Source organism: Salinispora sp. CH2A1_6 (genome assembly GCF_056820975.1).
The window spans coordinates 166,097-190,099 of sequence record NZ_JBXEDG010000008.1 but is presented as its reverse complement, the minus strand read 5'-3'; the positions used below and the strand labels follow the sequence as shown (position 1 = coordinate 190,099).

18 protein-coding genes are annotated in these 24,003 nt (G+C 70.5%); 13 read left to right on the top strand and 5 right to left on the bottom strand.

What is annotated here, in order from left to right:
* Nucleotides 1–114: 114 nt before the first annotated feature.
* Entirely contained in the window at nt 115–795 is a 681-nt protein-coding gene (locus AC1UKG_RS13575) for a hypothetical protein (RefSeq protein WP_482642488.1), read from the bottom strand.
* 70 nt (nt 796–865) lie between these two features.
* On the opposite strand from AC1UKG_RS13575, the gene AC1UKG_RS13570 reads away from it, so the two are divergent.
* The 3 genes from AC1UKG_RS13570 to AC1UKG_RS13560 are packed head-to-tail and all read left to right on the top strand — an operon-like array spanning nt 866 to nt 5,192.
* Complete coding sequence (locus tag AC1UKG_RS13570; protein ID WP_029124078.1) at nt 866–3,484, top strand: valine--tRNA ligase; 2,619 nt, start codon at nt 866–868, stop codon at nt 3,482–3,484.
* A complete protein-coding gene (locus tag AC1UKG_RS13565; protein WP_018746077.1) occupies nt 3,481–4,815 on the top strand; it encodes a bifunctional folylpolyglutamate synthase/dihydrofolate synthase in 1,335 nt (444 codons plus the stop codon). Before AC1UKG_RS13570 ends, AC1UKG_RS13565 begins: the two co-directional genes overlap by 4 nt.
* Nucleotides 4,812–5,192: a DUF4233 domain-containing protein gene (locus tag AC1UKG_RS13560; RefSeq protein ID WP_029124076.1), complete on the top strand. Its 381-nt coding sequence runs from the start codon at nt 4,812–4,814 to the stop codon at nt 5,190–5,192. The genes AC1UKG_RS13565 and AC1UKG_RS13560 overlap by 4 nt, the downstream gene beginning before the upstream one ends.
* 9 nt (nt 5,193–5,201) lie before the next feature.
* On the opposite strand, the gene AC1UKG_RS13555 is transcribed toward AC1UKG_RS13560, so the two are convergent.
* Nucleotides 5,202–6,536, bottom strand: a complete 1,335-nt coding sequence (locus AC1UKG_RS13555; RefSeq protein ID WP_018746079.1) for a VOC family protein — start codon at nt 6,534–6,536, stop codon at nt 5,202–5,204.
* A gap of 141 nt (nt 6,537–6,677) precedes the next feature.
* Between AC1UKG_RS13555 and ndk the strand changes: the two genes are divergently transcribed.
* From ndk to AC1UKG_RS13535, 4 genes are all read left to right on the top strand, one after another.
* Complete coding sequence (gene ndk / locus AC1UKG_RS13550; protein WP_026271769.1) at nt 6,678–7,103, top strand: nucleoside-diphosphate kinase; 426 nt, start codon at nt 6,678–6,680, stop codon at nt 7,101–7,103.
* 158 nt (nt 7,104–7,261) lie between these two features.
* Nucleotides 7,262–8,821 (top strand): alkaline phosphatase D family protein, encoded by a 1,560-nt coding sequence (locus AC1UKG_RS13545; RefSeq protein WP_018815485.1) that lies wholly within the window; start codon nt 7,262–7,264, stop codon nt 8,819–8,821.
* A gap of 336 nt (nt 8,822–9,157) precedes the next feature.
* Nucleotides 9,158–12,337: an isoleucine--tRNA ligase gene (gene ileS / locus AC1UKG_RS13540; RefSeq protein WP_029124073.1), complete on the top strand. Its 3,180-nt coding sequence runs from the start codon at nt 9,158–9,160 to the stop codon at nt 12,335–12,337.
* A gap of 190 nt (nt 12,338–12,527) precedes the next feature.
* Nucleotides 12,528–13,226: a lysophospholipid acyltransferase family protein gene (locus AC1UKG_RS13535; RefSeq protein WP_018746083.1), complete on the top strand. Its 699-nt coding sequence runs from the start codon at nt 12,528–12,530 to the stop codon at nt 13,224–13,226.
* An 81-nt stretch (nt 13,227–13,307) separates the two neighbouring features.
* On the opposite strand, the gene AC1UKG_RS13530 is transcribed toward AC1UKG_RS13535, so the two are convergent.
* Entirely contained in the window at nt 13,308–14,390 is a 1,083-nt protein-coding gene (locus tag AC1UKG_RS13530) for a hypothetical protein (protein WP_482642489.1), read from the bottom strand.
* A gap of 101 nt (nt 14,391–14,491) precedes the next feature.
* On the opposite strand from AC1UKG_RS13530, the gene AC1UKG_RS13525 reads away from it, so the two are divergent.
* From AC1UKG_RS13525 to obgE, 6 genes are all read left to right on the top strand, one after another.
* Nucleotides 14,492–16,477, top strand: a complete 1,986-nt coding sequence (locus AC1UKG_RS13525) for a TIGR03960 family B12-binding radical SAM protein (RefSeq protein WP_018746084.1) — start codon at nt 14,492–14,494, stop codon at nt 16,475–16,477.
* Between the two features lie 103 nt (nt 16,478–16,580).
* Entirely contained in the window at nt 16,581–17,306 is a 726-nt protein-coding gene (locus tag AC1UKG_RS13520; protein WP_080644751.1) for a TIGR03936 family radical SAM-associated protein, read from the top strand.
* Nucleotides 17,307–17,436: 130 nt separating this feature from the next.
* Nucleotides 17,437–20,580: an Rne/Rng family ribonuclease gene (locus AC1UKG_RS13515; RefSeq protein ID WP_482642490.1), complete on the top strand. Its 3,144-nt coding sequence runs from the start codon at nt 17,437–17,439 to the stop codon at nt 20,578–20,580.
* 263 nt (nt 20,581–20,843) lie between these two features.
* Nucleotides 20,844–21,158, top strand: a complete 315-nt coding sequence (gene rplU, locus AC1UKG_RS13510) for a 50S ribosomal protein L21 (RefSeq protein ID WP_018746087.1) — start codon at nt 20,844–20,846, stop codon at nt 21,156–21,158.
* Between the two features lie 11 nt (nt 21,159–21,169).
* Nucleotides 21,170–21,421, top strand: a complete 252-nt coding sequence (gene rpmA, locus AC1UKG_RS13505) for a 50S ribosomal protein L27 (RefSeq protein WP_026271766.1) — start codon at nt 21,170–21,172, stop codon at nt 21,419–21,421.
* A 94-nt stretch (nt 21,422–21,515) separates the two neighbouring features.
* On the top strand, nt 21,516–22,961 hold the full coding sequence (gene obgE / locus AC1UKG_RS13500) for a GTPase ObgE (protein WP_018815480.1): 1,446 nt from the start codon (nt 21,516–21,518) through the stop codon (nt 22,959–22,961).
* Nucleotides 22,962–23,094: 133 nt separating this feature from the next.
* Here obgE and AC1UKG_RS13495 read toward each other — a convergent pair whose 3' ends face one another.
* The gene (locus AC1UKG_RS13495; RefSeq protein WP_018746089.1) at nt 23,095–23,565 is read right to left on the bottom strand and encodes a DUF4383 domain-containing protein; all 471 of its coding nucleotides are present in this window, start codon (nt 23,563–23,565) and stop codon (nt 23,095–23,097) included.
* 212 nt (nt 23,566–23,777) lie between these two features.
* Nucleotides 23,778–23,996, bottom strand: a complete 219-nt coding sequence (locus AC1UKG_RS13490; RefSeq protein WP_018216626.1) for a DUF397 domain-containing protein — start codon at nt 23,994–23,996, stop codon at nt 23,778–23,780.
* Between the last annotated feature and the right edge of the window lie 7 nt (nt 23,997–24,003).

Genomic DNA, 24,003 nt, shown 5'->3' with positions numbered 1-24,003 from the left:
ACGCATTTCCAGCCGACAAAACATTCCCCACAACACAGCCACCACAGTCGGCCAATCTCAGAAGCCGCCGCAGCCCAACGACCTCGGTACCCGGGTTTGGCGCGCCGCCTCCGATCAGCGAGTCTGCATCTCGTTGCGCATCTTCCGGAACAGGTCACCGGCTTCCACCGCCGGATGATCCGGAAACAGGCCCATCACCACGCTCCCATGGTCTGCCCAGCCACACACGGCGAACTCCCCACCCACCCCGCTGGTAGTGCCACACTTCAGGACGCCACCAAGAGGGCCCGGGGAGAGGCTCCGCAGCCCACTCACCTGACCAGTCTCGTCGGCCATCAGCCCGAAGAGGCTGTCCAGGTCGCGTTCGGGTTGCCAGAGCAGCGTGGTGCCGCCGAAGACGAGCACCGGTCGGCGTTCGCCGGTCGGATCCCGGTAGACGGTTCCGAAGCTCTGGTCCAACTCGATGTTGGCCGCGAACCCGTTCCGGAGATAGTCGGCGGTGCTGCGGGCCGGCTCGCTGTCGTCCCGGGTCAACCCGGCCAACTGCGCGGGGCTGACTACCGTGGCGTCCTGCTGCTGGAAGATGGGCCAGGCCACGGCGCCTAACGCCCCGGCGCCAGCGAGGCCAACGGCACTTGCGAGCAGCCACGCCACCCGGCGGCGACGAGCGTGGACGCCCGCTTGTGTGGGCCTCAGCGCCGGATCCTCGCCACCGAGTCGGATCGGCTCTTCGGTCAGGTTGACGGGCTCCGGGGCCCCGTCAACGGTGCGCTCACTGAGGTGCCCGTTGGACATAACCGACACCGTACGCGATGCCCTGGTGGCGCACGTAAGGTCCGCGGAAGCTCTCCGTAGACTTCCAGGGGTGACCGAGAGACTGGATGCCCAACGCCCCGACGCCCCGACCCTTGCCGGCCAGTACCTGCCGGGCGAGGTGGAGCAGCGACGGTACGAGCAGTGGGTAGCCGGCGGACACTTCCGCGCGTCGGCGGAGAGCGACAAGCCCCCGTACACCATCGTCATTCCGCCGCCGAACGTCACCGGCTCGCTGCACATGGGGCACGCGCTGGACCACACGATGCAGGACGCTCTGGTCCGGCGTAAGCGCATGGAGGGCTACGAGACGCTCTGGCTGCCCGGCATGGACCACGCCGGTATCGCCACCCAGAACGTCGTGGAGCGGCAGCTGGGCGAGCAGGGCCTGTCCCGGCATGACCTCGGTCGCGAGGCGTTCGTGGAGCGGGTCTGGCAGTGGAAGGCCGAGTCCGGGGGTGCGATCCTTGGGCAGATGCGCCGCCTCGGCGACTCCGTCGACTGGGAGCGGGAGCGCTTCACCATGGACGCGGGCCTGTCGCGGGCCGTCCACACCATGTTCAAGGCGCTGTACGACGACGGGTTGATCTACCGGGCCGAGCGGATCATCAACTGGTGCCCGCGCTGCCTCACCGCGCTGTCGGACATCGAGGTGGAGCACACGGACGACGACGGTGAGCTGGTGTCGATCCGATACAGCGACGAGGTCGTGGTGGCGACCACCCGAGCGGAGACGATGCTCGGTGACACCGCCATCGCGGTGCACCCCGAGGACGAGCGCTACCAGCACCTGATCGGTACCGAGGTCGAGCTGCCGCTGACCGGTCGGCGCATTCCGATCGTCGGGGACGAGCACGTTGACCCGACCTTCGGCACCGGCATGGTGAAGGTGACCCCGGCCCACGACCCGAACGACTTTGAGATCGGCCAGCGGCACGACCTGCCGTCCCAGACGATCATGGACGAGCGGGGGGTCATCACGGCGCCCGGGCCGTTCGCGGGCCTGGACCGGTACGAGGCGCGCCCCGCCATTGTCGCCGCCCTTCGTGAGCAGGGCCGGATCGTGGCCGAGAAGCGCCCGTACACGCATGCGGTCGGTCACTGCTCGCGCTGCCGCACGACGGTGGAGCCCCGCCTGTCGTTGCAGTGGTTCATCAACACCTCGCCGTTGGCCAAGGCGGCTGGTGACGCGGTGCGGGACGGACGGGTGAAGATTGAGCCGGCGGAGCTGGCCAAGCGGTATTTCGCCTGGGTCGACAACATGCACGACTGGTGCATCTCCCGCCAGCTGTGGTGGGGGCACCGCATCCCGGTCTGGTATGGCCCGGCCGGTGAGGTCGTCTGCGTCGGCCCGGACGAGACGCCGCCGGCCGGCGACGGTTGGCGCCAGGACGAGGATGTCCTGGACACCTGGTTCTCCAGCGGCCTGTGGCCCTTCTCCACCCTCGGCTGGCCGGAGCAGACCCCGGAGCTGGCCAAGTTCTACCCGACGAGCGTCCTGGTCACCGGCTACGACATCCTCTTCTTCTGGGTCGCCCGGATGATGATGTTCGGCCTGTACGCGATGGACGGCCGGCAGCCCTTCGACGTGGTCGCGCTGCACGGGATGGTCCGCGACGAGCACGGCAAGAAGATGTCGAAGTCGTTCGGCAACGTGGTGGATCCGCTGGACTGGATTGATCGGTTCGGCGCCGACGCCACCCGCTTCACCCTGGCCCGTGGTGCGAACCCCGGTGGGGACGTCGCCGTCAGCGAAGAGTGGTGCCAGGGCTCCCGCAACTTCTGCAACAAGCTCTGGAACGCGACCCGGTTCGCCCTGATGAACGGCGCGCACACCCAGGGGGCGCTACCGCCGGCGACGGAGCTGTCAACAGTTGACCGGTGGATCCTGTCCCGGCTCGCGCGCGTCAGCGCGGAGGCGGCCGAGCAGTTCGAGGCGTACGAGTTCGCAAAGGTCTGTGACCTGCTCTACCACTTCGCGTGGGATGAGGTCTGCGACTGGTACGTGGAGTTGACCAAACCGCTCCTGGCTGCCGGCGGTCCGGCTGCGGACGCCACCCGGCGCGTCCTCGGGCACGTGCTGGACCACCTGCTGCGGCTACTGCACCCGGTGATCCCGTTCATTACCGACGAGTTGTGGATCGCCTTGACCGGCGGTGAGACGGTCATGACGGCAGCGTGGCCGGCCGCCGACCGGGCGTTGGTTGACCCTGCCGCGGAGACGGAGATCGCCACGCTCCAGCGGGTGGTCACCGAGATCCGGCGGTTTCGCTCCGACCAGGGGCTGCGTCCGACCCAGCGGGTCGTGGCCCGGCTCGACGGGTTGGCCGGAGCCGGCATCGCTGGGCACGAACCGCTGATCCGGTCGCTGGTGCGCCTCGACGCGGCGGGCTCGGACTTCCAGGCCAGTGCCACTCTTACCCTGCCCGGTGAGGTGGGCGTCGCGTTGGACACCCGTGGGTCGATCGACGTGGCGGCCGAGCGGGCGCGGTTGACCAAGGACCGGGCGGCGGCGGCGAAGGAGGCCGGACAGGCCCGGACGAAGCTCGACAACCCGGCGTTCGTGGGGAAGGCGCCCGAGCCGGTGGTGCAGAAGATCCGCGACCGGCTCGCCGCCGCCGAAGCCGACCTGGTGCGGATCGATACAGCTTTGGAGGCCCTCTCCTCGTGACCGAGCAGACTGACTTCGCTGCCGTTGAGGCGGAGCTCGCCACTCGCGGGTTCACCCGGATGGTCTTCGAGCTGGACCGCATCGAGATGTTGCTGGACCTGCTCGGGAGCCCACAGCGGGCGTACCCGTCGATCCACCTCACCGGCACCAACGGAAAGACCTCGACAGCCCGGATGATCGACTCGCTGCTGCGGGCGTTCGGGCTGCGTACCGGGCGGTACACCAGCCCGCACCTGGAGACCGTTCGCGAGCGGATCAGCCTGGACGGTGAGCCGGTTGACGAACAGCGGTTCGTCAACACCTACCGCGAGGTGGCGCCGCTGGCCCACCTCGTTGACCAGCGGTCCGCGGAGCCCCTGACCTACTTTGACCTGACCACGGCGCTGGCGTTCGCCACCTTCGCCGACGCACCGGTCGATGTCGCCGTCGTCGAGGTGGGCCTCGGTGGCGCGGAGGACTCGACCAACGTCCTTCAGGCCGGCGTGACGGTGTTGACCCCGATCGGGCTCGACCACACCGAGTGGCTCGGCGACACGATCGCCGACATCGCGCTGCACAAGGCGGGCATCATTCACAAGGGCGCGACGGTGATCTCGGCCGGGCAGGAGGAGGAGGCGGCGCGTCCGGTGCTCGAGCGCTGCGCCGAGGTCGGCGCGACGATCGCCCGGGAGGGCGCCGAGTTTGGCGTGCTGCGTCGGGCCGTCGCGGTCGGTGGCCAGGTACTCACCCTGCAGGGGCTCGGCGGGCAGTACGAGGAGCTCTTCGTCCCGTTGCACGGTGCCCACCAGGCGCAGAACGCCGCCGTGGCGCTCGCGGCCGTGGAGGCCTTCCTCGGCGCGGGTACACGCCGCCAACTGGACGTCGAGACGGTCCGGGAGGGGTTCGCCGCGGTGAGCTCGCCGGGGCGGTTGGAGCGGGTCCGTACCGCGCCGACCGTACTGCTCGACGGCGCGCACAACCCGCAGGGGATGGCGGCCACGGTCACCGCGCTGCAGGAGGAGTTCGCGTTCAGCAAACTGGTCGCCGTCCTCGGCGTCCTCGGTGACAAGGACGCGTTCGGTCTGCTCGAACTGCTGGAACCGGTGGTTGACCAGTTGGTGGTCACCCGCAACAGTTCGCCGCGGGCGATGCCGACCCGGGAGTTGGCGACGCTTGCCGCCGATGTCTTCGGCCCAGACCGAGTGGTGGTGGCGGAGCAGATGCCGGACGCCATTGAGGCGGCGGTGGCGCTGGCCGAGCAGGATGTCCCCGGTGAGCTGGCCGGGATCGGCGTACTCGTCACCGGTTCGGTGGTGACCGTGGCCGATGCCCGCCGGCTGCTGAAGCGATGACCGCCGCAGGGCGTCCGTCCGGCTCGGGGTCGCCGCCACGCCGCTCCGGGTTGCGTAATCCGCAGCGGGCGGTGGCCGGTCTCGGTGCCGGGCTCCTGAGCCTGGAGGCCCTGGTTCTGGTGCTGGCCATCCAGCCGATGCGGGTGGTCGGTGGCGGGCTGAGTGCTGCCGCGATCGCCGCTGTGGTGGCGTTGGCGGTGGTGGCGGTGCTGCTGGCCGGAGTGATCCGTCGTGCCTGGGCCTGGTCGGCGGGGATCGTTCTGCAGGGCGCGTTGCTGCTCGCCGGCGCGTTGCACTGGTCGCTGCTGGTGCTCGGGGTCATCTTCGCGTTGGTGTGGGCGTACGCCCTGCACGTGCGGCGGGTGATCCTCGGCTGACCGACCCACTCAGGCTTCGGCGCGTTCCCGCCACTGGGTGAGGGCGATGCCGTGCCCGTCCGGGTCGCGGAAGGCGGCCGCCCACACCTCCAGCTTCGACCCGCGGTTGACAACCCGGGGCGGATAGGTGAAGCGGACGCCGGATTCGCGCAGCCGCGCGTACGCGTCTTCGATGTCGTCAACCTCAAGGTTGACATGCACGAGCCGACGGCTGATCGGGACGGCCTCGGTGGCCTCCCGAAGCACCAGGCGGGTCGCCCCGGAGGCGAGCACCGCGTTACCGGAGCCCCGGTCAACTTCGGTGAAGCCAAGTTCCCGATAGAAGGTGAGCGACCGGGCCAGGTCGGTGACGAGCAAGGTGAACCCCACCCCGGCGATCGGCGGGTCGCCGGCCGGCTCCCCGAAGATCGCCTCGTCCAGGTCCGGGATCACCGGTTCCTCGGCATATGGCGGCAGCGGGTCGTCCAAGGGCAGGTCGACCGGGTCCGCCGGGGCGGGTACCCGGAACCCGTCGGCGGCTCCTCCGGCCTCTTCGGCGGTCGGTCGAGCTGGCGTGGAGGCGGAGGTGGCCTCGAACGCTGCCGCCTGGAACGGTGCTGCCTCGGCCGCCGGGTCGAATCGTTCTTCGGCGGGGGGCCGGGGGCTCGGCGCGGCGCGGCGCGGTAGGTCGCCCGGGGCGGGCGGGTTGACCAGTTCCCCGTCGAGCACCGTTGGGCCGCCGGGGACCTGGTGTACGACGACCGTGCTGGGCTCGGCCGGCGGCGGGACCGGGTCGCCGTACGGGTCCCGGAACTCGTCGTCGGCGGCACGGCCGACCCACGGCGGTGCCTCCTGCTGGATCAGTAGCTCCTCTACCGGTAGGTCCGGGTCTGCGTGGTGCGGGGGCAGGTCCGCCCCGCTGACCCGGGCGGCTTCGGTGTGGGTGAGCACCTCGTCCCAGAGAACGCGAACGTGCCGCTGGTCGTCGAGCGCCACCCGGATCGGTAGGGTCTGGCCCGGCGCCGGCCACTTGGCGACGGGCACCCGAGGTTCGATGATCTTCTTGGATCGTGGTGGTAGCCCGGGTGCGTCGATGAAGAGCTGTACTTCGCACCGGCCGAACGCGTACTGGGTTGGTGGCTCGGAGACGGCGTGCACTGTCCCCTCACCGATGACCCAGGTGCGCCCGCCGGCCCGAACCGTGGCGAGGGCGAGGGCGAGGACCAGGATGGCGCCGCCGAGCGCCACGATCGACCAACTCGGCATGCCCAGGCCGAACACGACCACGAACGTAGCGACCGTGCCCAGCGCCGCGCCGACCAGTTTGCGGACCGGCGCGATCGGGCGGCTACCGCCATTCGCCACTGTGGACCTCCTGGGGGGTAGGGGTCAGGCTAGGCCGGCTCGGCCGCCAGGGGAAGGACCGACCGCCGCGCCGGCGCCGAGACCGGGCCGATACGCTGACCGTACCCAGCCCAGTCGCCTTCGGTGTACAGGAGGAACAGCGTGTCCAGCAGCAGTCCGGAGGAGCGTACGCTCGTATTGATCAAGCCCGACGCGGTTCGCCGTGGGCTGGTCGGCGAGATCATCTCCCGATTCGAGGGTAAGGGCCTGCAGCTGGACGCGATGGTGCAGCGGACGCTGGACGAGGACTTCGCCGATCAGCACTACGCCGAGCACGTCAACAAGCCCTTCTACCCGCCGCTGAAAGCCTTCATGACCAGCGGCCCGCTGGTGGCGCTCGTGCTCTCGGGCGACCAGGTCATCGAGGTGGTACGGGGCATGATCGGCGCCACCGACGGTCGGCGGGCCGCGGCCGGCACCATCCGGGGCGACCTGTCGCTGTCGAACCGGGAGAACCTGGTGCACGCCTCCGACTCCGTCGACAGCGCGAAGCGTGAGATGGGGCTCTGGTTCCCGGAGCTGGCCTGAGGACTGCGGCCCAGGCGTTACCGCCCGCGGTGCGAGGTGCTGCCGGGCCCGTGTAGCGGTCGGTCATCGGTTGTTCCCGGGTTGGTCACCCGGGCCGCGGGGAAAGGTCATGTCGGTTCGATAGACCGGCGGGGTGAGTCCCCGATCCGGGAGGAACCATGACCGAGTTCGATCGACGTACGCTTCTGCGGACCGGCCTTGCCGTGGGTGCGGGAGCCGCTGGCGGAGCGCTCCTGGGGGGTGTCGGCGGCATCGCCGGGCCCATGGCTGCGGGTTGGCGCCCAGCCGGTCGTCCCGTTCTCACGCACGGGGTGCAGAGCGGGGGCGTCTCCGCCGAGTCAGCGGTGGTGTGGACCCGGGCTGATCGACCCAGCCGGATGCTGGTGGAGGTCAGTCGCCGGCCGGACCTGCGGGACGCCCGGCGGCTGCGCGGGCCGATCCTGGAGCCGGCCGGGGACTTCACCGGCAAGGTGCGACTGCGCGGGCTGCCTGCCGGTGAGCGCTGGCACTACCGGGTCCGGGCAGAGAGCCTGGACCGGCCAGGGTTGTGCAGTGAGCCGCTGACCGGCTCCCTGCGGACCGCCCCCGGTCCACGCCCGCGGCGCGACATCCGGTTTGTCTGGACCGCAGATATCGCTGGGCAGGGCTGGGGCATCGCCCCCGACTTCGGTGGCATGTCCATCTTCGCCGCCATGCGCGCCACCGAACCCGACTTCTTCCTCTGTAGCGGTGACACGGTGTATGCCGACAACCCGTTGACCGAGACGGTGTCGCTGCCGGACGGGCGGGTCTGGCGTAACCTCGTCACCCCGGAGAAGAGCAAGGTCGCCGAGACCCTGGCGGAGTTCCGGGGGCAGTACGCGTACAACCTGCTCGACGAGCACCTGCGGGCGCTCGTGGCCGAGGTGCCCCAGGTCAACCAGTGGGACGACCACGAGGTGACGAACAACTGGTACCCGGGCGAGGTGCTGGCCGATGACCGCTACACGGAGAAGCGGGTTGACGTGCTCGCCGCCCGCGCCCGGCAGGCGTTCGACGAGTGGCTGCCCACCCCGATCCGGGGCCCTCGCCACCGGCGGCTGGCGTACGGGCCGTTGTTGGACGTCTTCGTGCTGGACATGCGGACGCACAAGGACCCGAACGACGGGAACACCTACCCGGACCCGGACCGGGGGCTACTCGGCCGGGAGCAGCGGGAGTGGCTGATCCGCGAGCTGAGCCGTTCCCGGGCGACGTGGAAGGTGATCGCGGCCGATCTGCCGCTCGGGCTGGTGGTGCCGGACGGCTCGGCCCAGGAGGGCGTGGCGCAGGGCGACCCGGGGGCGCCGGCGGGCCGGGAGTTGGAGTTCGCCGAGGTGCTCCGGGCGGCCCATCGCGCCGGGGTGACCGGCATCTTCTTGCTCACCGCCGACGTCCACTACACCGCCGCCCACCACTATGACCCCGCCCGGGCGGCGATCGGCGACTTCACGCCGTTCTGGGAGTTCGTCTCCGGCCCGGCGCACGCCGGCGCCTTCGGCCCCAACCAGCTGGATGGCACGTTCGGCCCGCAGGCGGTTTTCGTCAGTGCGCCGCCCAGCGCGAACACCAGCCCCGCGGTGGGCTTCCAGCACTTCGGCGAGGTGCGTATCGACGCCGACAGCGGCGCCTGCACGGTCCACCTGCGGGACCGCGCCGGCAACTCGCTCTGGAGCATCACGCTTCCCGCACCGCGGTGACCACGCCGGCCGATCATGGAGCTGGTCGGAGCTTCATGATCGGCCGGTTCGGCGGTGGGGAAGTGGGCGGCGATCTCTGCCGGGGGTCGGGTAGGGTTGGCGACCACACGGCGACGACCCGGCTATCACCGGTGAGCCTCCGGAAGAAAGGGCCTCCGCGCCCGAGTAGAACCGGACGGGCCCGGCCCGTCACAGCCGGCCAACGAGCGGGTGGTCGATCCTGGCCGCCAAGCGGGGTGGTACCGCGGGCCCGGCCCCGGCACGCCGACGGCGTCCGGAGCGGGTTCGTCCTCGCAGACCCACGAAGAGTGAGCTGCGAAGGAGCGCGACCCCCCGATGGCCTATCCGTTGCATGACCCGACCGCGACCGGAGTCCCCGCGAGCCCGGACCTGCCCGCGATCGAGCGTCGGGTCCTGGAGCACTGGACGGCCGACAAGACCTTCGAGGCCTCCGTGGAGGCCCGGCCGGCCTCCCGACGATCGGTGGACGGCGTCGTCGCCGACGGAGCCCCCGCCGACAACGAGTACGTCTTCTACGACGGTCCGCCGTTCGCCAACGGCCTGCCGCACTACGGCCACCTCTTCACCGGCTACGTCAAGGACGTGGTGCCGCGCTACCAGACCATGCGTGGCCGGCGGGTGGAGCGTCGGTTCGGCTGGGACTGCCACGGACTGCCCGCCGAGGTGGTTGCCGAGAAGCAGCTCGGCATCACCAGCAAGGCGGAGATCCTCGACCTGGGAGTGGACCGGTTCAACGAGGCCTGCCGGAGCTCGGTGCTGGAGTTCACCCAGGACTGGGAGCGCTACGTCACCCGTCAGGCCCGTTGGGTGGACTTCTCCAGTGACTACAAGACGCTGGACCTGGACTACATGGAGAGCGTCCTGTGGGCCTTCAAGAGCCTGCACGACAAGGGCCTGGTCTACGAGGGTTTCCGGGTGCTCGCGTACTGCTGGCGGTGTGAGACGCCGCTGTCGAACACCGAGACCCGGATGGATGACGTCTACCGGGACCGGCACGACCCGACGCTCAGCGTGTGGTTGACGCTCACCCCGGACTCCAACGCGCCGGAGTTGCTGCGTGGCGCCGTCGCGCTGGGGGTCTGGACCACCACGCCGTGGACGTTGCCGTCCAACCTGGCGCTCGCCGTCGGCCCGGACATCGAGTACGCGGTGTTGGAGCGGGACGGGCAGCGCTACGTCCTGGGCGCCGCCCGCGTTGCCGCGTACGCCAAGGAGCTGGAGGGGTACCAGCAGGTCGGCACCGTGTATGGCCGGGACCTGGTCGGACGCCGGTACACCCCGCTGTACGACTTCCTGGTCGAGCCGGCGGGTGAGCACGCGTACCAGGTGCTCGGCGCGGACTTCGTGACCACCGAGGACGGCACCGGGATCGTGCACCTGGCGCCGGCGTTCGGCGAGGACGACCAGAACACCTGTCATGCCGCCGGCATCCCGACCGTCGTCACGGTGGACGAGCGTACCCGGTTCACCGCGCTGGTCCCGCCGTACCAGGGGGAGCAGGTCTTCGATGTCAACAAGCCGGTGATCCGGGAGCTGAAGGACCGGGGCGTGGTGCTCCGGCAGGACACCTACACCCACGCGTACCCACATTGTTGGCGCTGCGACACCCCGCTGGTCTACAAGGCGGTGTCGTCCTGGTTCGTCGCGGTGACCCGGTTCAAGGATCGGATGGTCGAGCTCAACCAGCAGATCAACTGGACTCCGGGGCACATCAAGGATGGCTCGTTCGGCAAGTGGCTGGCCAACGCCCGGGACTGGTCGATCAGCCGGAACCGGTTCTGGGGCTCGCCGATCCCGGTGTGGAGATCCGACAACCCGGCCTATCCGCGGGTGGATGTCTACGGCTCCCTCGCCGAACTGGAGCGGGACTTCGGCGTGCGCCTGACCGACCTGCACCGGCCGGCGGTGGACGAGCTGGTCCGCCCCAACCCGGACGACCCGACCGGGAAGTCCATGATGCGCCGGGTCCCGGAGGTGCTGGACTGCTGGTTCGAGTCTGGTGCGATGCCGTTCGCGCAGGTGCACTACCCGTTCGAGAACGCCGACTGGTTCGAGTCCCACTACCCGGGTGACTTCATCGTCGAGTACATCGGGCAGACCCGCGGCTGGTTCTACACGATGCACGTGCTCGCCACGGCGCTGTTCGACCGGCCCGCCTTCCGTAACTGTCTGAGCCACGGCATCCTGCTCGGGTCGGATGGGCGCAAGATGTCCAAGAGCCTGCGCAACTACCCGGATGTTTATCACATCTTTGACACATACGGCTCGGACGCGATGCGCTGGATGCTGATGTCCTCCCCGGTGCTGCGTGGTGGTGACATGGCGGTGCACGAGGCCGGCATCCGGGATGCGGTCCGGCAGGTGTTGCTGCCGCTCTGGAACGTCTGGTACTTCTTCTCGCTCTACGCCAACGCCGACGGGCGTCAGGCGCGGCGGAGCACCACCTCGGCGCACCTGCTCGACCGGTACGTGCTGGCGAAGTCGAACGAGCTGGTGTCGACGGTGCAGGCACAGCTGGACGGGTACGACATCTCCGGTGCCTGCGCCACCGTGCGGTCCTACCTGGATGCGTTGACCAACTGGTACGTACGCCGTTCGCGGGACCGGTTCTGGTCCGGTGACGAGGACGCCTTCGGCACCTTGTGGACGGTGTTGGAGACGCTCTGCCGGGTGGTCGCGCCGCTGGCGCCGCTGACGGCCGAGGAGATCTGGCGGGGGCTGACCGGTGAGCGTTCGGTGCACCTGACCGACTGGCCGGCGGCGGAGGAGTTCCCCGCCGACCATGAGCTGGTCGCCGCGATGGACGCCGTGCGGGGGGTCGCCTCGGCGGCGTTGTCGCTGCGTAAGGCGCGGGGACTGCGGGTGCGGCTGCCGCTGTCGGTGTTGACCGTCGCCACGCCGGCCGCCGCCGCGCTGCGGCCCTTCGCCGACCTGGTCGCCGACGAGGTCAACGTGAAGCGGGTCGAGTTCACCGACGAGCTGGGCAGCTACTGCGAGCAGGTGTTGACGGTGGTGCCCCGGGTGCTTGGCCCGCGGGTCGGCAAGGCTGTCCAGCAGGTGATCAGGGCGGTCAAGGCCGGCGAGTGGGAGCTGGTCAACGGTGCGCCGGTCGCCGCCGGAGTCACTCTCGCCGAGGGCGAGTACGAGCTGCGGCTGGTCGCCGCCGACGCTGAGCAGTCGGCGCCGCTGCCCGGCGGTGAGGGCGTGGTTGTCCTGGACACCGAGGTCACTCCGGAGCTGGCCGCGGAGGGGCGGGCCCGGGATGTGATCCGGGTGGTGCAGCAGGCCCGTCGGGACGCCGACCTGGATGTCTCGGACCGGATCGTGGTCGCGCTCGCCGCTTCCGAGCAGGTGTGGGCGGCGGTCTCCGCGTACCGCGAGATGGTGGCCCGGGAGGTGCTGGCCGATGCGGTGGAGCTCACCCCGGGACTGGTGGGGTTCGCCGGTGAGGTGGGCGACGGTGAGCAGGTTGCGGTGACCGTCCGTCGGGTTTAGAAGAGGCACGGAAGGGCCCGGCCGACGCCGGCGACGGTGCGGGCGTGTCCTTCCTCACCCGACCCCCTGAGGTGGATCTTAAATTCAGTCACTCGGTCAGCGGACCCGCTGTACCTCGCGCAGGGTGCCTGGTGGGGGTCCGCTACCGTGACACCGCCCCTGTACCCGTACTCGAACTGCCGGAGGACCAGTGCCGCTGCTCTACACCATCGGCAAGCTCACCTTGGCGCCCGCGCTTCGGTTGGGCTTCCGTCCGACCGTGGAAGGGCTGGAGTACGTGCCGGAGACCGGCGGCGCAATCTTCGCCGGCAATCACCTCTCGGTCGCCGACGAGCTCTTCCTCGGCACGACCGTCCCCCGGCACCTGGCCTTCTGGGCCAAGTCCGAGTACTTCAGGGGCACCAGTCTGAAAGGGCGGTTCTCCAAGTTCGTGCTCACCGGTCTCGGCGCCATCCCGGTGGAGCGCGGCGGCGGGCGCGCGGCGCTGTCGGCGTTCGATGCGGCGATCCCCGCGCTCCGCGCCGGCGACCTCGTTGTCGTCTACCCGGAGGGGACGCGCTCCCCGGACGGGCGGCTCTACCGTGGACGCACCGGCGCGGTCCGGCTGGCGGTGGCGGCGGGTGTGCCGATCATTCCGGTCGGCATGATCGGCACCGACAAGGTGCAGCCGATCGGTGCGCGGATACCTCGCCCCTTCACCGGGCGGATCACCGTTCGGTTCGGCAAACCGTTGGACTTCACCGGGCGGTCGGACGACCGTACCTCGCTGCGGGCCATGACCGATGAGGTGATGGGCGAGATCCAGAAGCTCACCGGTCAGGAGTATGTCCCGCGGTACGCGCCGGCACGTGGACGTCCGCCGGCGGACGGGGAGCTAGGCGCGCGCTGAACTGACGCTCGGTAGCGGACGTGCCCGGCTGGTAGGCCCCGCCGGGCAGCCGAGTCGTGGGGAACGGACGCCGGAGTCGGGTCAGTCCGACTGGGCGACGATCTGCTTCCGCAGGGCGCCGAGCAGGGTGGCGCTGTCCGCCACCGAGAGTCGGGTGAAGACGGCGGTGGCGATGCTGCTGTGGTCGACGGAGGTACAGACCACCACGTCGGTGCCGTCATCATGACCAAGAGCACATCGCCCGTGCCGGCCGCGGACCCCAGTCCCGACGACCTGCGATGCGCCGAGGGCGAACTGGCCGGTGAGCCGCTCCATCTCGTCTTCTGCCGCCGACTCCGGCGCGAGCCAGATTCCGGTGCCACCGAAGACGGTCACCTGTTTGCCCGCACGGGTCTGGTATATGCCGGCGAAGGTGTCGGTGGCCGTCCAGTGCGCCTCGTCGACCCGCCGCGCCAACTCCGCCGCGGTCTGCCTGCTGTTGTGGTCGTCGCGTAGCCGCAGGTCTCTGAACTCGGTCGGGAGGGCGGCGTGCGCTGGGAAGTGGCTGAGTACCGGTGCCGCCCAGTAGGCCGGGCCGCCGCAACAGCACGCGATGACGAACAGCAGCACCCAGGGCCACTTCCGGCGGTTGCGTCGCGGTGCCGCGACGGTTGCCTTCGACGTCGGCCGAGCGGGTGCTGGTGGGCGGGCGGAGTCGTCGGGCGACGGGACCGGACAGCTGTTGGGGGGTGGGGCGGGAACGCCGGTGGGGGCCGGTGCGGCCGGTGGGACGGCCGGGTGTCCGGTTGGCGGTGACGCCGGCTCGGTCGGGCCGGCGGAGGGCGGCTGCGGCTGCCGTGGGGCCGACGACGGAAACGGGGCCGGGGTGGACGGGGCCGACTGGTCCGGTGGGGTCGGCGGCAGGGGTGGCAGCTCGATGGAGAGCAGGTCCCACCCGGTGGTGTCGGTGCCGGCCCACGGGTCGACCGGGGTCCGGTCCTCCGGCGCCTCCGGGCGCCCCGCCGTCGCTGCGGGTGGGACCGACTCGTCCCGGGGTTGCCGGCGCGGCAGGGGCACGGCAGCGGGCCCGCTCCTGGTGGGAGCCGGTGGTGGGGCGGTCTCGTCTGCCCGGAACCGCTGAGTACCGGTCGGGCCGCCCGGTTCGCCGTTGGTCGGCTCCGGCATCGTGTCAATCTCCTCTCGCCGACCCGAGGCTAGTACCGGCATACTCGCGTCCGTGAGCCACCGCCGTTCGGCTCGTCGTCGGGCGCGTACCCTTGGGCATCATGAGTGCCCCGTCCACCACGCCGCGCAGCGCCGTGGCCAACTCCGTGTGGCCCCGGCTTGAGCCGTTGCTGCCCCAGGTCGCCAAGCCCATCCAGTACGTCGGCGGTGAGCTGGGGGCGGTGGTCAAGGATTGGGACACGGCGGCCGTGCGCTGGGCCCTGATGTACCCCGACGCGTACGAGGTCGGCCTGCCCAACCAGGGCGTGCAGATCCTGTACGAGGTGCTCAACGAGCAGCCCGACGTGCTCGCCGAGCGGACGTACGCCGTCTGGCCCGACCTGGAACGGCTGATGCGCGCCCACCAGGTGCCGCAGTTCACCATTGACGCACACCGTCCGGTGCGGGACTTCGATGTCTTCGGCGTCTCCTTCGCCACCGAGCTGGGCTACACGAACCTGCTCACCGCGATCGACCTGGCGGGAATCCCGCTACTGGCCGCCGACCGTGGCGACGCCGATCCGGTGGTTGTCGCCGGTGGGCACGCTGCGTTCAACCCGGAGCCGATCGCCGCCTTCGTTGACGCCGCGGTGCTTGGTGATGGCGAGGAGGCGGTTCTGGAGATCACCACGATCGTTCGGGAGTGGAAGGCCGAGGGCTCTCCCGGCGGCCGGGACGAGTTGCTGCTGCGGCTCGCCCGTACCGAGAGCGTCTACGTGCCGCGCTTCTACGACGTGGACTACCTGCCCGACGGCCGAATTCAGCGGGTCGTGCCGAACCGCCCGGACGTGCCGTTTCGGGTGCACAAGCGCACGACGATGGACCTGGACGCGTGGCCGTATCCGAAGAAGCCGCTCGTGCCACTGGCGGAGACGGTCCACGAGCGGTATGCGGTGGAGATCTTCCGGGGCTGCACCCGGGGCTGCCGGTTCTGCCAGGCCGGCATGATCACCCGTCCGGTGCGGGAGCGTTCGATCACCACGGTGGGGCAGATGGTGCGGGAGGGGCTGGAGTTCTCCGGCTTCCACGAGGTGGGCTTGCTTTCGCTCTCCTCGGCCGACCATTCGGAGATCGGCGACATGTGCTCCGGCCTGGCCCAGCAGTACGAGGGCACCAACGTGTCGCTCTCGCTGCCGTCCACCCGGGTGGACGCGTTCAACATCGATCTGGCGCAGGAGTTGGCCCGCAACGGCCGGCGGACCGGACTGACCTTCGCCCCGGAGGGCGGGTCGGAGCGGATTCGCAAGGTGATCAACAAGATGGTGTCGAAGGAAGACCTCATCCGGACCGTGGTCACCGCCTACACCAACGGCTGGCGGCAGGTGAAGCTCTACTTCATGTGCGGCTTGCCGACCGAGACCGACGAGGACGTCCTCGAGATCGCGGCGATGGCGCACGAGGTGATCCGGGCCGGCCGGGCGGCGACCGGCAGCCGGGACATCCGCTGCACGGTTTCCATCGGCGGGTTCGTGCCGAAGCCCCACACCCCGTTCCAGTGGGCCGCGATGGCTCGGCCGGACGTCATCGACAATCGGCTGCGGCTGCTCAAGCAGGCCGTCAACGCGGATCGCTCGCTGGGCCGGGCGATCGGCTTCCGCTATCACGACGGCGAGCCGTCGCTGATCGAGGGCCTGCTCTCCCGCGGTGACCGCCGGGTCAGCGCGGTGATCCGGCGGGTCTGGGAGAACGGCGGCCGGTTCGACGGTTGGAGCGAGCACTTCTCCTACCAGCGTTGGGTGGAGGCCGCCGCGGAGGTGCTGCCCGACCTCGGCGTCGACCTTGACTGGTACACCACCCGGGAGCGCGACGAGTTGGAGGTCCTACCCTGGGACCACCTGGACTCGGGCCTGGACAAGGACTGGCTCTGGCAGGACTGGCAGGACGCTCTGGGCGAGTACGAGCAGGATGACTGCCGGTGGACGCCGTGCTTCGACTGCGGTGTCTGCCCGGCCATGGACACCGAGATCCAGATCGGCCCGACGGGTAGGAAGCTACTCCCGTTGACCCCGATCAACGGACTGCGGGTCCCCAGCGGCGCCCAGCAGTAGTAGGTCCCGGGGACCGGCGACCGTCGTCGGCCTGAAACCGAGGAGCGCAACGATCAGTAGGAAACGACAGCCGGAGGGCGGGCAGGCGCCGGTCGTCCAGCGGATCCGCCTCCGGTACGCCAAGCGGGGGCCACTGCGGTTCACCTCGCACCGAGACTTCGCGCGCGCCTTCGAGCGGGCGCTGCGTCGGGCCGGCGTGCCGATGGCGTACTCCCAGGGCTTCACCCCGCACCCGAAGATCTCCTATGCCAGCGCCGCGCCCACCGGGGTGGCGAGCGAGGCCGAGTACCTGGAGATTGGGTTGCGTGAGTCAGTCGATCCCGCAGCGTTGCGGGCTGCGCTGGACGCGGCCCTCTCGCCCGGACTTGACGTGCTGGATGCGGTGGTGGCGACCAGCGGCAGCCTCGCCGACGGGATTGAGGCGGCGCACTGGCGGATCGAGTTGCCGGGGGCGGACCCGGAGGTGGTGGGTGCGGCGGTGACCGCCTTCACCGCCGCGGACGAGGTCTTCGTCGAGCGGATGACCAAGCAGGGCCGGCGGACCTTCGACGCTCGCGCAGCCGTTATTGATATCAATGTGATCATGTCGGATGAGGCACCTTCCGAGGCCGTGGCAGTACCGTGTGCGATACTCGAGCTGGTCGTGCGGCAGGTCACTCCCGCCGTTCGACCCGATGACGTCCTTTCCGGCCTCCGCGTGGTGGCCGACCTGGAGCCGCCGGTGTCGCCGCGCGTGACCCGGCTGGCTCAGGGCACGCTGACCGCGCAGGGTGCGATCGCGGATCCGTTGGACGCGGGCCGCGACGGGGCAGTTATCGGTGGGCGCTGACCGACGGTCGGTGCCTGGCTAGGCAGACTTCGCCGGTCGCGCCGATCGCGACTGGCGGAAACACCTTTTGCGGCGACCCTGCGTGGCAGCGCTCACCCGCGCCCGGGGTAGCCAGAACTGGAGAACGTCCATGCTCGAGAACGAGCCCGAGGGCGGCGAACGCACCGGCTTCCACCCGGATGGCGAGACCGCCGAACACCGTGTCAGCGATAGTGCCTCCGCCGCGAACAGCACGTCGGAGGGGGGCGACAAGGCCATCCGGGAACCCGCCGGGGGTGCCCCGGGGCCGGCCGACCCAGCAACGAGCGAGGCGGCGGCCACCGGCGCGGCCGAGCCGGCGGTTCGGGTCCGGAAGCGGGCCAGCCGGAAGCGGGTGACCCCGGTCAGCCGACCGGAACAGACCGAGGCGCCGGTCGAGGCGGGTAGCGCCGCCGTGCCGGGGGCGGGCGAGGCGCCCCAGGCCGAGGTACTTGCCCCGATCGCGGGCGACGGCGAGCCGCCGACGAAGGCGACGCGTCGTCGGCGGAAGGCTACGACGGCCAAGGCTCCGGCGGAGCCGGTGCCGGCCTCCGGCGAGCAGGAGGAGGCGGCGGCGGACATCGTTGCGCCGGTGAAGGCGACGCGGACCCGCCGCAAGAAGGCCGCCCCCGCTCCGGTCGAGCCCACCTCCACCCCGGCTGACTCGGCTGCTCCGGTTGACCCGATTGCTCCGGCCGAGCCGACTGACGCTCCGGTCGAGCCGACTGACGCTCCGGTCGAGTCGGTTGCTCCGGTCGAGCCGGCTACGACCGAACCGGTTGCCACGACTGAACAGGAGCAGACCGAGTCGACTCCACCCGGCGGTGCCGCGGTGGGGGAGGTGCCGCCCGGGGTGGCGGTGGCCGAGCCGGTCGAGCCGGAGCGCCCGACCCGTGGCCGACGTGCCCGGCTCTCCGCCCCAACGGTGCTGTTCATGGCGCCGCTGCCCGAGGAGTCGGTGCCGGCGCGGGCCGCCGAGGAACCGGCGTCAGCCGAGCCGGCCGCGGAGGAGCCGGTCGAGCCCTCGCGTCGTCGCCGGCGGGGCCGCCGCAACGGCGAGTTGACCGCGGAGGCCGAGGCCGGGGAGGCCCGGGAGGCCGGGGAGGCCCGGGAGACCGAGGAGGCCCGGGAGACCGAGGAGCTCGAGGAGGCCGGGGAGACCCTCGAGGGCGAGGACGAAGACGACACCATCGGTGGCCGGCGGCGCCGTCGGCGGGGCCGTCGCGGTCGTGGCCGGGGCAAGGGGGGCGCCGACGAGGTCGAGGAGCAGGAGGCTGAGGAGGCCACTGTCCAGGCTGAGGCGGTGGAGCCGGAGGCCGAGGAGGACGACGAGGCCGAGGCCGAGGCCGAGGCCGGAGGAGGCGACGGACTGACCCGGCGCCGCCGTCGTCGGCGCCGGCGTGGTGCCGGAGACGTGGAGACCGCCGCAGAGGACGGGGTGCCGACGGTCGTCAAGATCCGTGAGCCGCGTCGCACCGTTGACGAGGTGCAGGGCGTCTCCGGCTCGACCCGACTGGAGGCCAAGCGCCAGCGCCGCCGGGATGGCCGTGAGCAGCGCCGCACCCGGCCGCCGATCCTCAGCGAGGCGGAGTTCCTGGCCCGCCGGGAAGCGGTGGATCGGGTGATGGCGGTCCGGCAGCGGGGCGACCGGACACAGATCGCCGTACTGGAGGACGGGGTACTGGTCGAGCACTACGTCACCCGCAACTCGGCGGTCACCATGGCCGGTAACGTCTATCTGGGCAAGGTGCAGAACGTCCTGCCCAGCATGGAGGCGGCGTTCGTCGACATCGGGCGCGGCCGCAACGCCGTGCTCTACGCGGGTGAGGTCAACTGGGACGCCACCGGGCTGGAAGGGCGAGCCCGCTCGATCGAGCAGGCCCTCAAGTCCGGTGACTCCGTACTGGTGCAGGTCACCAAGGACCCGATCGGACACAAGGGCGCTCGGCTGACCAGCCACGTGGCGCTCTCCGGCCGGCACCTCGTCTATGTGCCGGGCGGCAACGCCTCCGGGATCAGCCGCAAGCTGCCGGACAACGAACGCAAGCGCCTGCGGGACGCGCTGAAGAAGCTGGTTCCGGAGGGAGCGGGCGTGATCGTCCGTACCGCCGCTGAGGGCGCCACCGAGGACGAGTTGGCGCGGGATGTCAAGCGGCTGCAGGCGCAGTGGGAGGACATCCAGGCGAAGGCGGGCCGAGGCGGTGCACCGGTGCTGCTTTACGAGGAGCCAGATCTGGTGATCCGGGTTGTCCGGGACCTCTTCAACGAGGACTTCCGGGAGCTGGTGATTGAGGGTGAGGGCGCGTACGACCTGGTCGAGTCGTACCTGTCGCACGTCTCGCCGGACCTGGTCGCCCGGCTGCGCCGGCACGTGGGCACCACGGACGTCTTCACCGAGTACCGGATCGACGAGCAGATCCTGAAGGGTCTGGACCGCAAGGTCTTCCTCCCCTCCGGGGGGCACCTGGTGATCGACCGTACCGAGGCGATGACCGTGGTTGACGTGAACACCGGTAAGTACACCGGTGCCGGCGGGAACCTGGAGGAGACGGTTACCCGGAACAACCTGGAAGCCGCCGAGGAGATCGTCCGTCAGCTGCGGCTGCGTGACATCGGCGGCATCGTGGTCATCGACTTCATCGACATGGTCCTGGAGTCGAACCGGGAGTTGGTGCTGCGTCGGCTGACCGAGTGCCTCGGGCGGGACCGCACCAAGCACCAGGTGACGGAGATCACCTCGCTTGGGCTGGTGCAGATGACCCGGAAGCGGATCGGGGCCGGCCTGCTGGAGGCGTTCAGCGAGACCTGTGAGTGCTGCAAGGGTCGTGGGTTGATCCTGCACACCGAGCCGGTGCCGGAGAAGCCGCGGGCCGGCGGCAGCGGAGAGAAGGTCAAGGCGGTGGCGCCGGCCGAGGCGGGCGGGTCGTCCCGCCGGCGGGCGCGGAAGGGGACCGCCGCCGCCGAGCAGACCGTCGCCGAGAGCGAGGAGGCGCGGGGCGCTGGTGCCACCACCCCGGAGGTCGCGTCCACGACGCCCGGTTCTGACTATTACGACACGATGGGCTATGACCTGTCTCGGTATGAGGTGGAAACACCGGTGGTCCCGAGCGTGGTGGCGAGCCAGAGCGGCGACATGGCGCGGCTCGCGGCGCCCGACGACCCGGACGCGGTGGGTGGCGAGGACGGCGAGGAGCCCGAGGCCGGCGGCCGGCGGCGCTCCCGCCGGGGCGGTGCGCGGCGCCGTACCCGCCCCTGACAGTGCGCCGTACCCGCCCCTGACAGCTGTGTCGCGCCGACCGGAACCGCCCTGCGGGTCCGGTCGGCGCACCCTTATGCCGGGTAGGGTTGGGCGTTTCGGCCGGCCGGTTTGGGGGAGCTCCGGGCCATGGCGTACGCTTGCCGGCGGCGCACTTTGGTGTGCCGACCTCCCGCGTGCCCGCGCCGCCGTGCCTTGTGTCATCCGGCGAGCCGCCGTGGGAACGACCGCCAGCAGCCTCAACGACAGGGAGTCCGCCTCCGATGTACGCGATCGTCAAGACCGGCGGCAAGCAGTACAAGGTCGCCGAGGGCGACGTGATCGAGGTCGAGAAGCTCGCCGGTGCCCCCGGTGACGCGGTGCAGCTTGCCGCGGTGCTCCTCGTCGACGGTGACGACCTGGTGACCGACACGGCGAAGCTTGCCAAGGTCGAGGTGTCCGGTGAGATCGCCGCGCACACCAAGGGCCCGAAGATCCGGATCCACAAGTTCAAGAACAAGACCGGCTACCACAAGCGCCAGGGTCACCGCCAGCCGTTGACCCAGGTGAAGGTGACCGGCATCTCCAGCGGGAAGTAGGTCGTCCTCTCATGGCTCACAAAAAGGGTGCGTCCAGCTCGCGTAACGGTCGTGAGTCTGCGGCCCAGCGGCTCGGCGTGAAGCGCTTCGGTGGTCAGCTCGTCAGCGCCGGCGAGATCATCATCCGCCAGCGTGGCACCAAGTTCCACCCGGGTGACCTGGTCGGCCGGGGCGGCGATGACACGCTCTTCGCGCTGTCCGCCGGTTCGGTCCAGTTCGGTACCAAGCGCGGTCGCAAGACCGTCAGCATCGTTCCGCAGTAATAGGCTCTCCGGCGAAGCGGGCCGCGGACCTGGTGTCCCGGCCCGCTTCGGCTTTCTTGTGTTCAGTACGACTCCCGCTGGAAGGATTGGTGGCGTGACGACGTTCGTTGACCGGGTCGTCCTACACCTGCAGGCCGGCGACGGCGGGCACGGCTGTGTCTCGGTCCACCGGGAGAAGTTCAAGCCGTTCGGCGGTCCGGACGGGGGCAACGGCGGGCATGGCGGCAGCGTCTCGCTGGTGGTTGACCCACAGGTGCACACGCTGCTCGACTTCCACTTCCGTCCGCACGTCAAGGCCGCCAACGGCCGGGGCGGGGCCGGATCGAACCGGGACGGCGCGAACGGTGCCGACCTGGTCCTCAAGGTTCCCAACGGCACTGTCGTGCAGACCGCCGACGGTACGGTGCTCGCCGACCTGGTAGGTGCCGGGACGACCTTCGAGGTGGCCCGGGGTGGCCGCGGTGGCCGGGGTAACGCCTCGCTGGCCAACGCCCGCCGCAAGGCGCCGGGCTTCGCCGAGCTGGGTGAGCCCGGCGACCAGATGGACGTGGTACTGGAGCTGAAGAGCGTCGCCGACGTCGGTCTGGTTGGTTATCCGTCCGCGGGTAAGTCATCGCTGATCTCGGTGATCTCCGCCGCGAAGCCGAAGATCGCTGACTACCCGTTCACCACCTTGGTGCCGAACCTCGGCGTGGTCCGGGCGGACAACCACACCTTCACCGTCGCCGACGTACCCGGCCTGATTCCGGGCGCGGCCACCGGCAAGGGGCTCGGTCTGGAGTTCCTTCGGCACATCGAGCGCTGCGCTGTGCTCGTGCATATCGTCGACACCGCGGCCCTGGAGACGGAGCGCGACCCGGTGGCCGACATCGACGCCCTCGAGGCGGAGCTGGCCGCGTACGGTGGGCTGGTTGATCGGCCGCGCCTGGTCGCCCTCAACAAGGTCGACGTGCCGGATGGGCGGGACCTGGCCGAGATCGTCCGGCCGGACCTGGAGGCTCGCGGCTTCCGCGTCTTTGAGGTCTCGGCGGCCACCCGGGCCGGACTCAAGGAACTGATGTACGCGATGGGCGAGCTGGTGGCGGCGGCGCGTGCGGCGGCACCGCCGGCGGAGCCCGCCCGGATCGTGATCCGTCCCAAGGCGGTAGACGACGCGGGCTTCACCGTGGAGACTGCGCCCGGCGGCGCCTGGGTGGTGCGGGGTACCCGCCCGGAACGGTGGGTCCGGCAGACGAACTTCGACAACGAGGAGGCGGTCGGCTACCTGGCTGACCGGCTGGCCCGGCTCGGCGTCGAGGAGAAGCTTGGCAAGGCCGGTGCGCAGGCGGGCGACCTGGTCCGCATCGGCGAACGCGAGTTCGACTGGCAGCCGACGCTGTACGCCGAGTTCGTCCCCGGGATACGCGGTGGTGACCAGCGGATGGCGGAGCAGTCGGAGCGGCCGTCGGCCGCCGAGCGGCTGGCCGCCCGCAAGGCCCGCCGGCAGCGCCCGGACGACGAGGCCGAAACCGGCGAGCCGGTCGGCGACGACGCGGAGTGACCGACCGCACCGGTTGATCGCCCGGGCCTCCGCACCGGGCGAGGGCCGGTTGGGGCGGCCGTGGGGCCGTGGCGGGCCGCCGCACCGGGTGCGGGCCACGTCGGCGTGGCGGGCAGTCGGGCCAGCGGATGGGTCAGGGCCGGTCCAGGGGAGTGTCGAGTCGTCCCCCGGTGCCTTTCTGGTTGGACAGGAGCAGGCCGAGTACGAGCATCGCGAAGCCGAGCCCGAGGTGTAGCCAGTTGTCGGCGTCATTCACCGGGATCACGTTGGCTGAGCTGGACCGGTCAATCACGAGTCCATAGATCCACAGGGCGAGGGTGAGCGCGCCACCCACGGTGAGAAAGACCCGCGCCCCGCTTACCCGACGGGCCAGCACCAGGCCGGCCAGGCCGGAGCCCAGGAGCAAGATGTTGTGCAGGAATGAGACCTGGAACAGGCCGAACAGCTTTGCTCCGGAGTCCGGTCCGGCGAACCGCAACTCGTCATAGTCGGTGGTGATCCCGGGCACGAACCCGAGTACTCCCAGTAGGAGGAGGATTCCCGCCACGGCGAGGGCCGCGACCTGGAGCCCAGCCCTCGACCGCGCTCGTGCGTGCTCTGCCATGCCTGCACCTCCGTCGATCCGCGGCCCATGGCGCCGTGGCGCGGGCTCGCCCCCGACCCGACAATCCATCATTGTCCGGTCCCACCAGCGGACTCCGCAGCCAAACGGTGCATCACACCGGTGGCCGGCCGGAGCCCAGGGTGCGCGGGCGAAGGGGGCGGACACGGCGCCTCGACCCGGACCGTCGATCCAGGCCGAGGCGGTCCGGCGACTCAGTCCAGGTCGAACTCGCCGTCCTGGGCGCCGGCGACGAAGGCGTCCCACTCGGCCTGGGTGAACACGAGTACCGGCCCGTCCGGCTCGGCGGAGTTCCGCATGCCGATCAGGTCGTCAACGAACGCGACCTCGACAGCGGCCTCGGAGGTGTCGCCCTCGGCTCGCTGCCAGACGGCCCGCGAGACATCGAAGTCGCCTTTGGGGTGCGTCGTCATGGTCCAG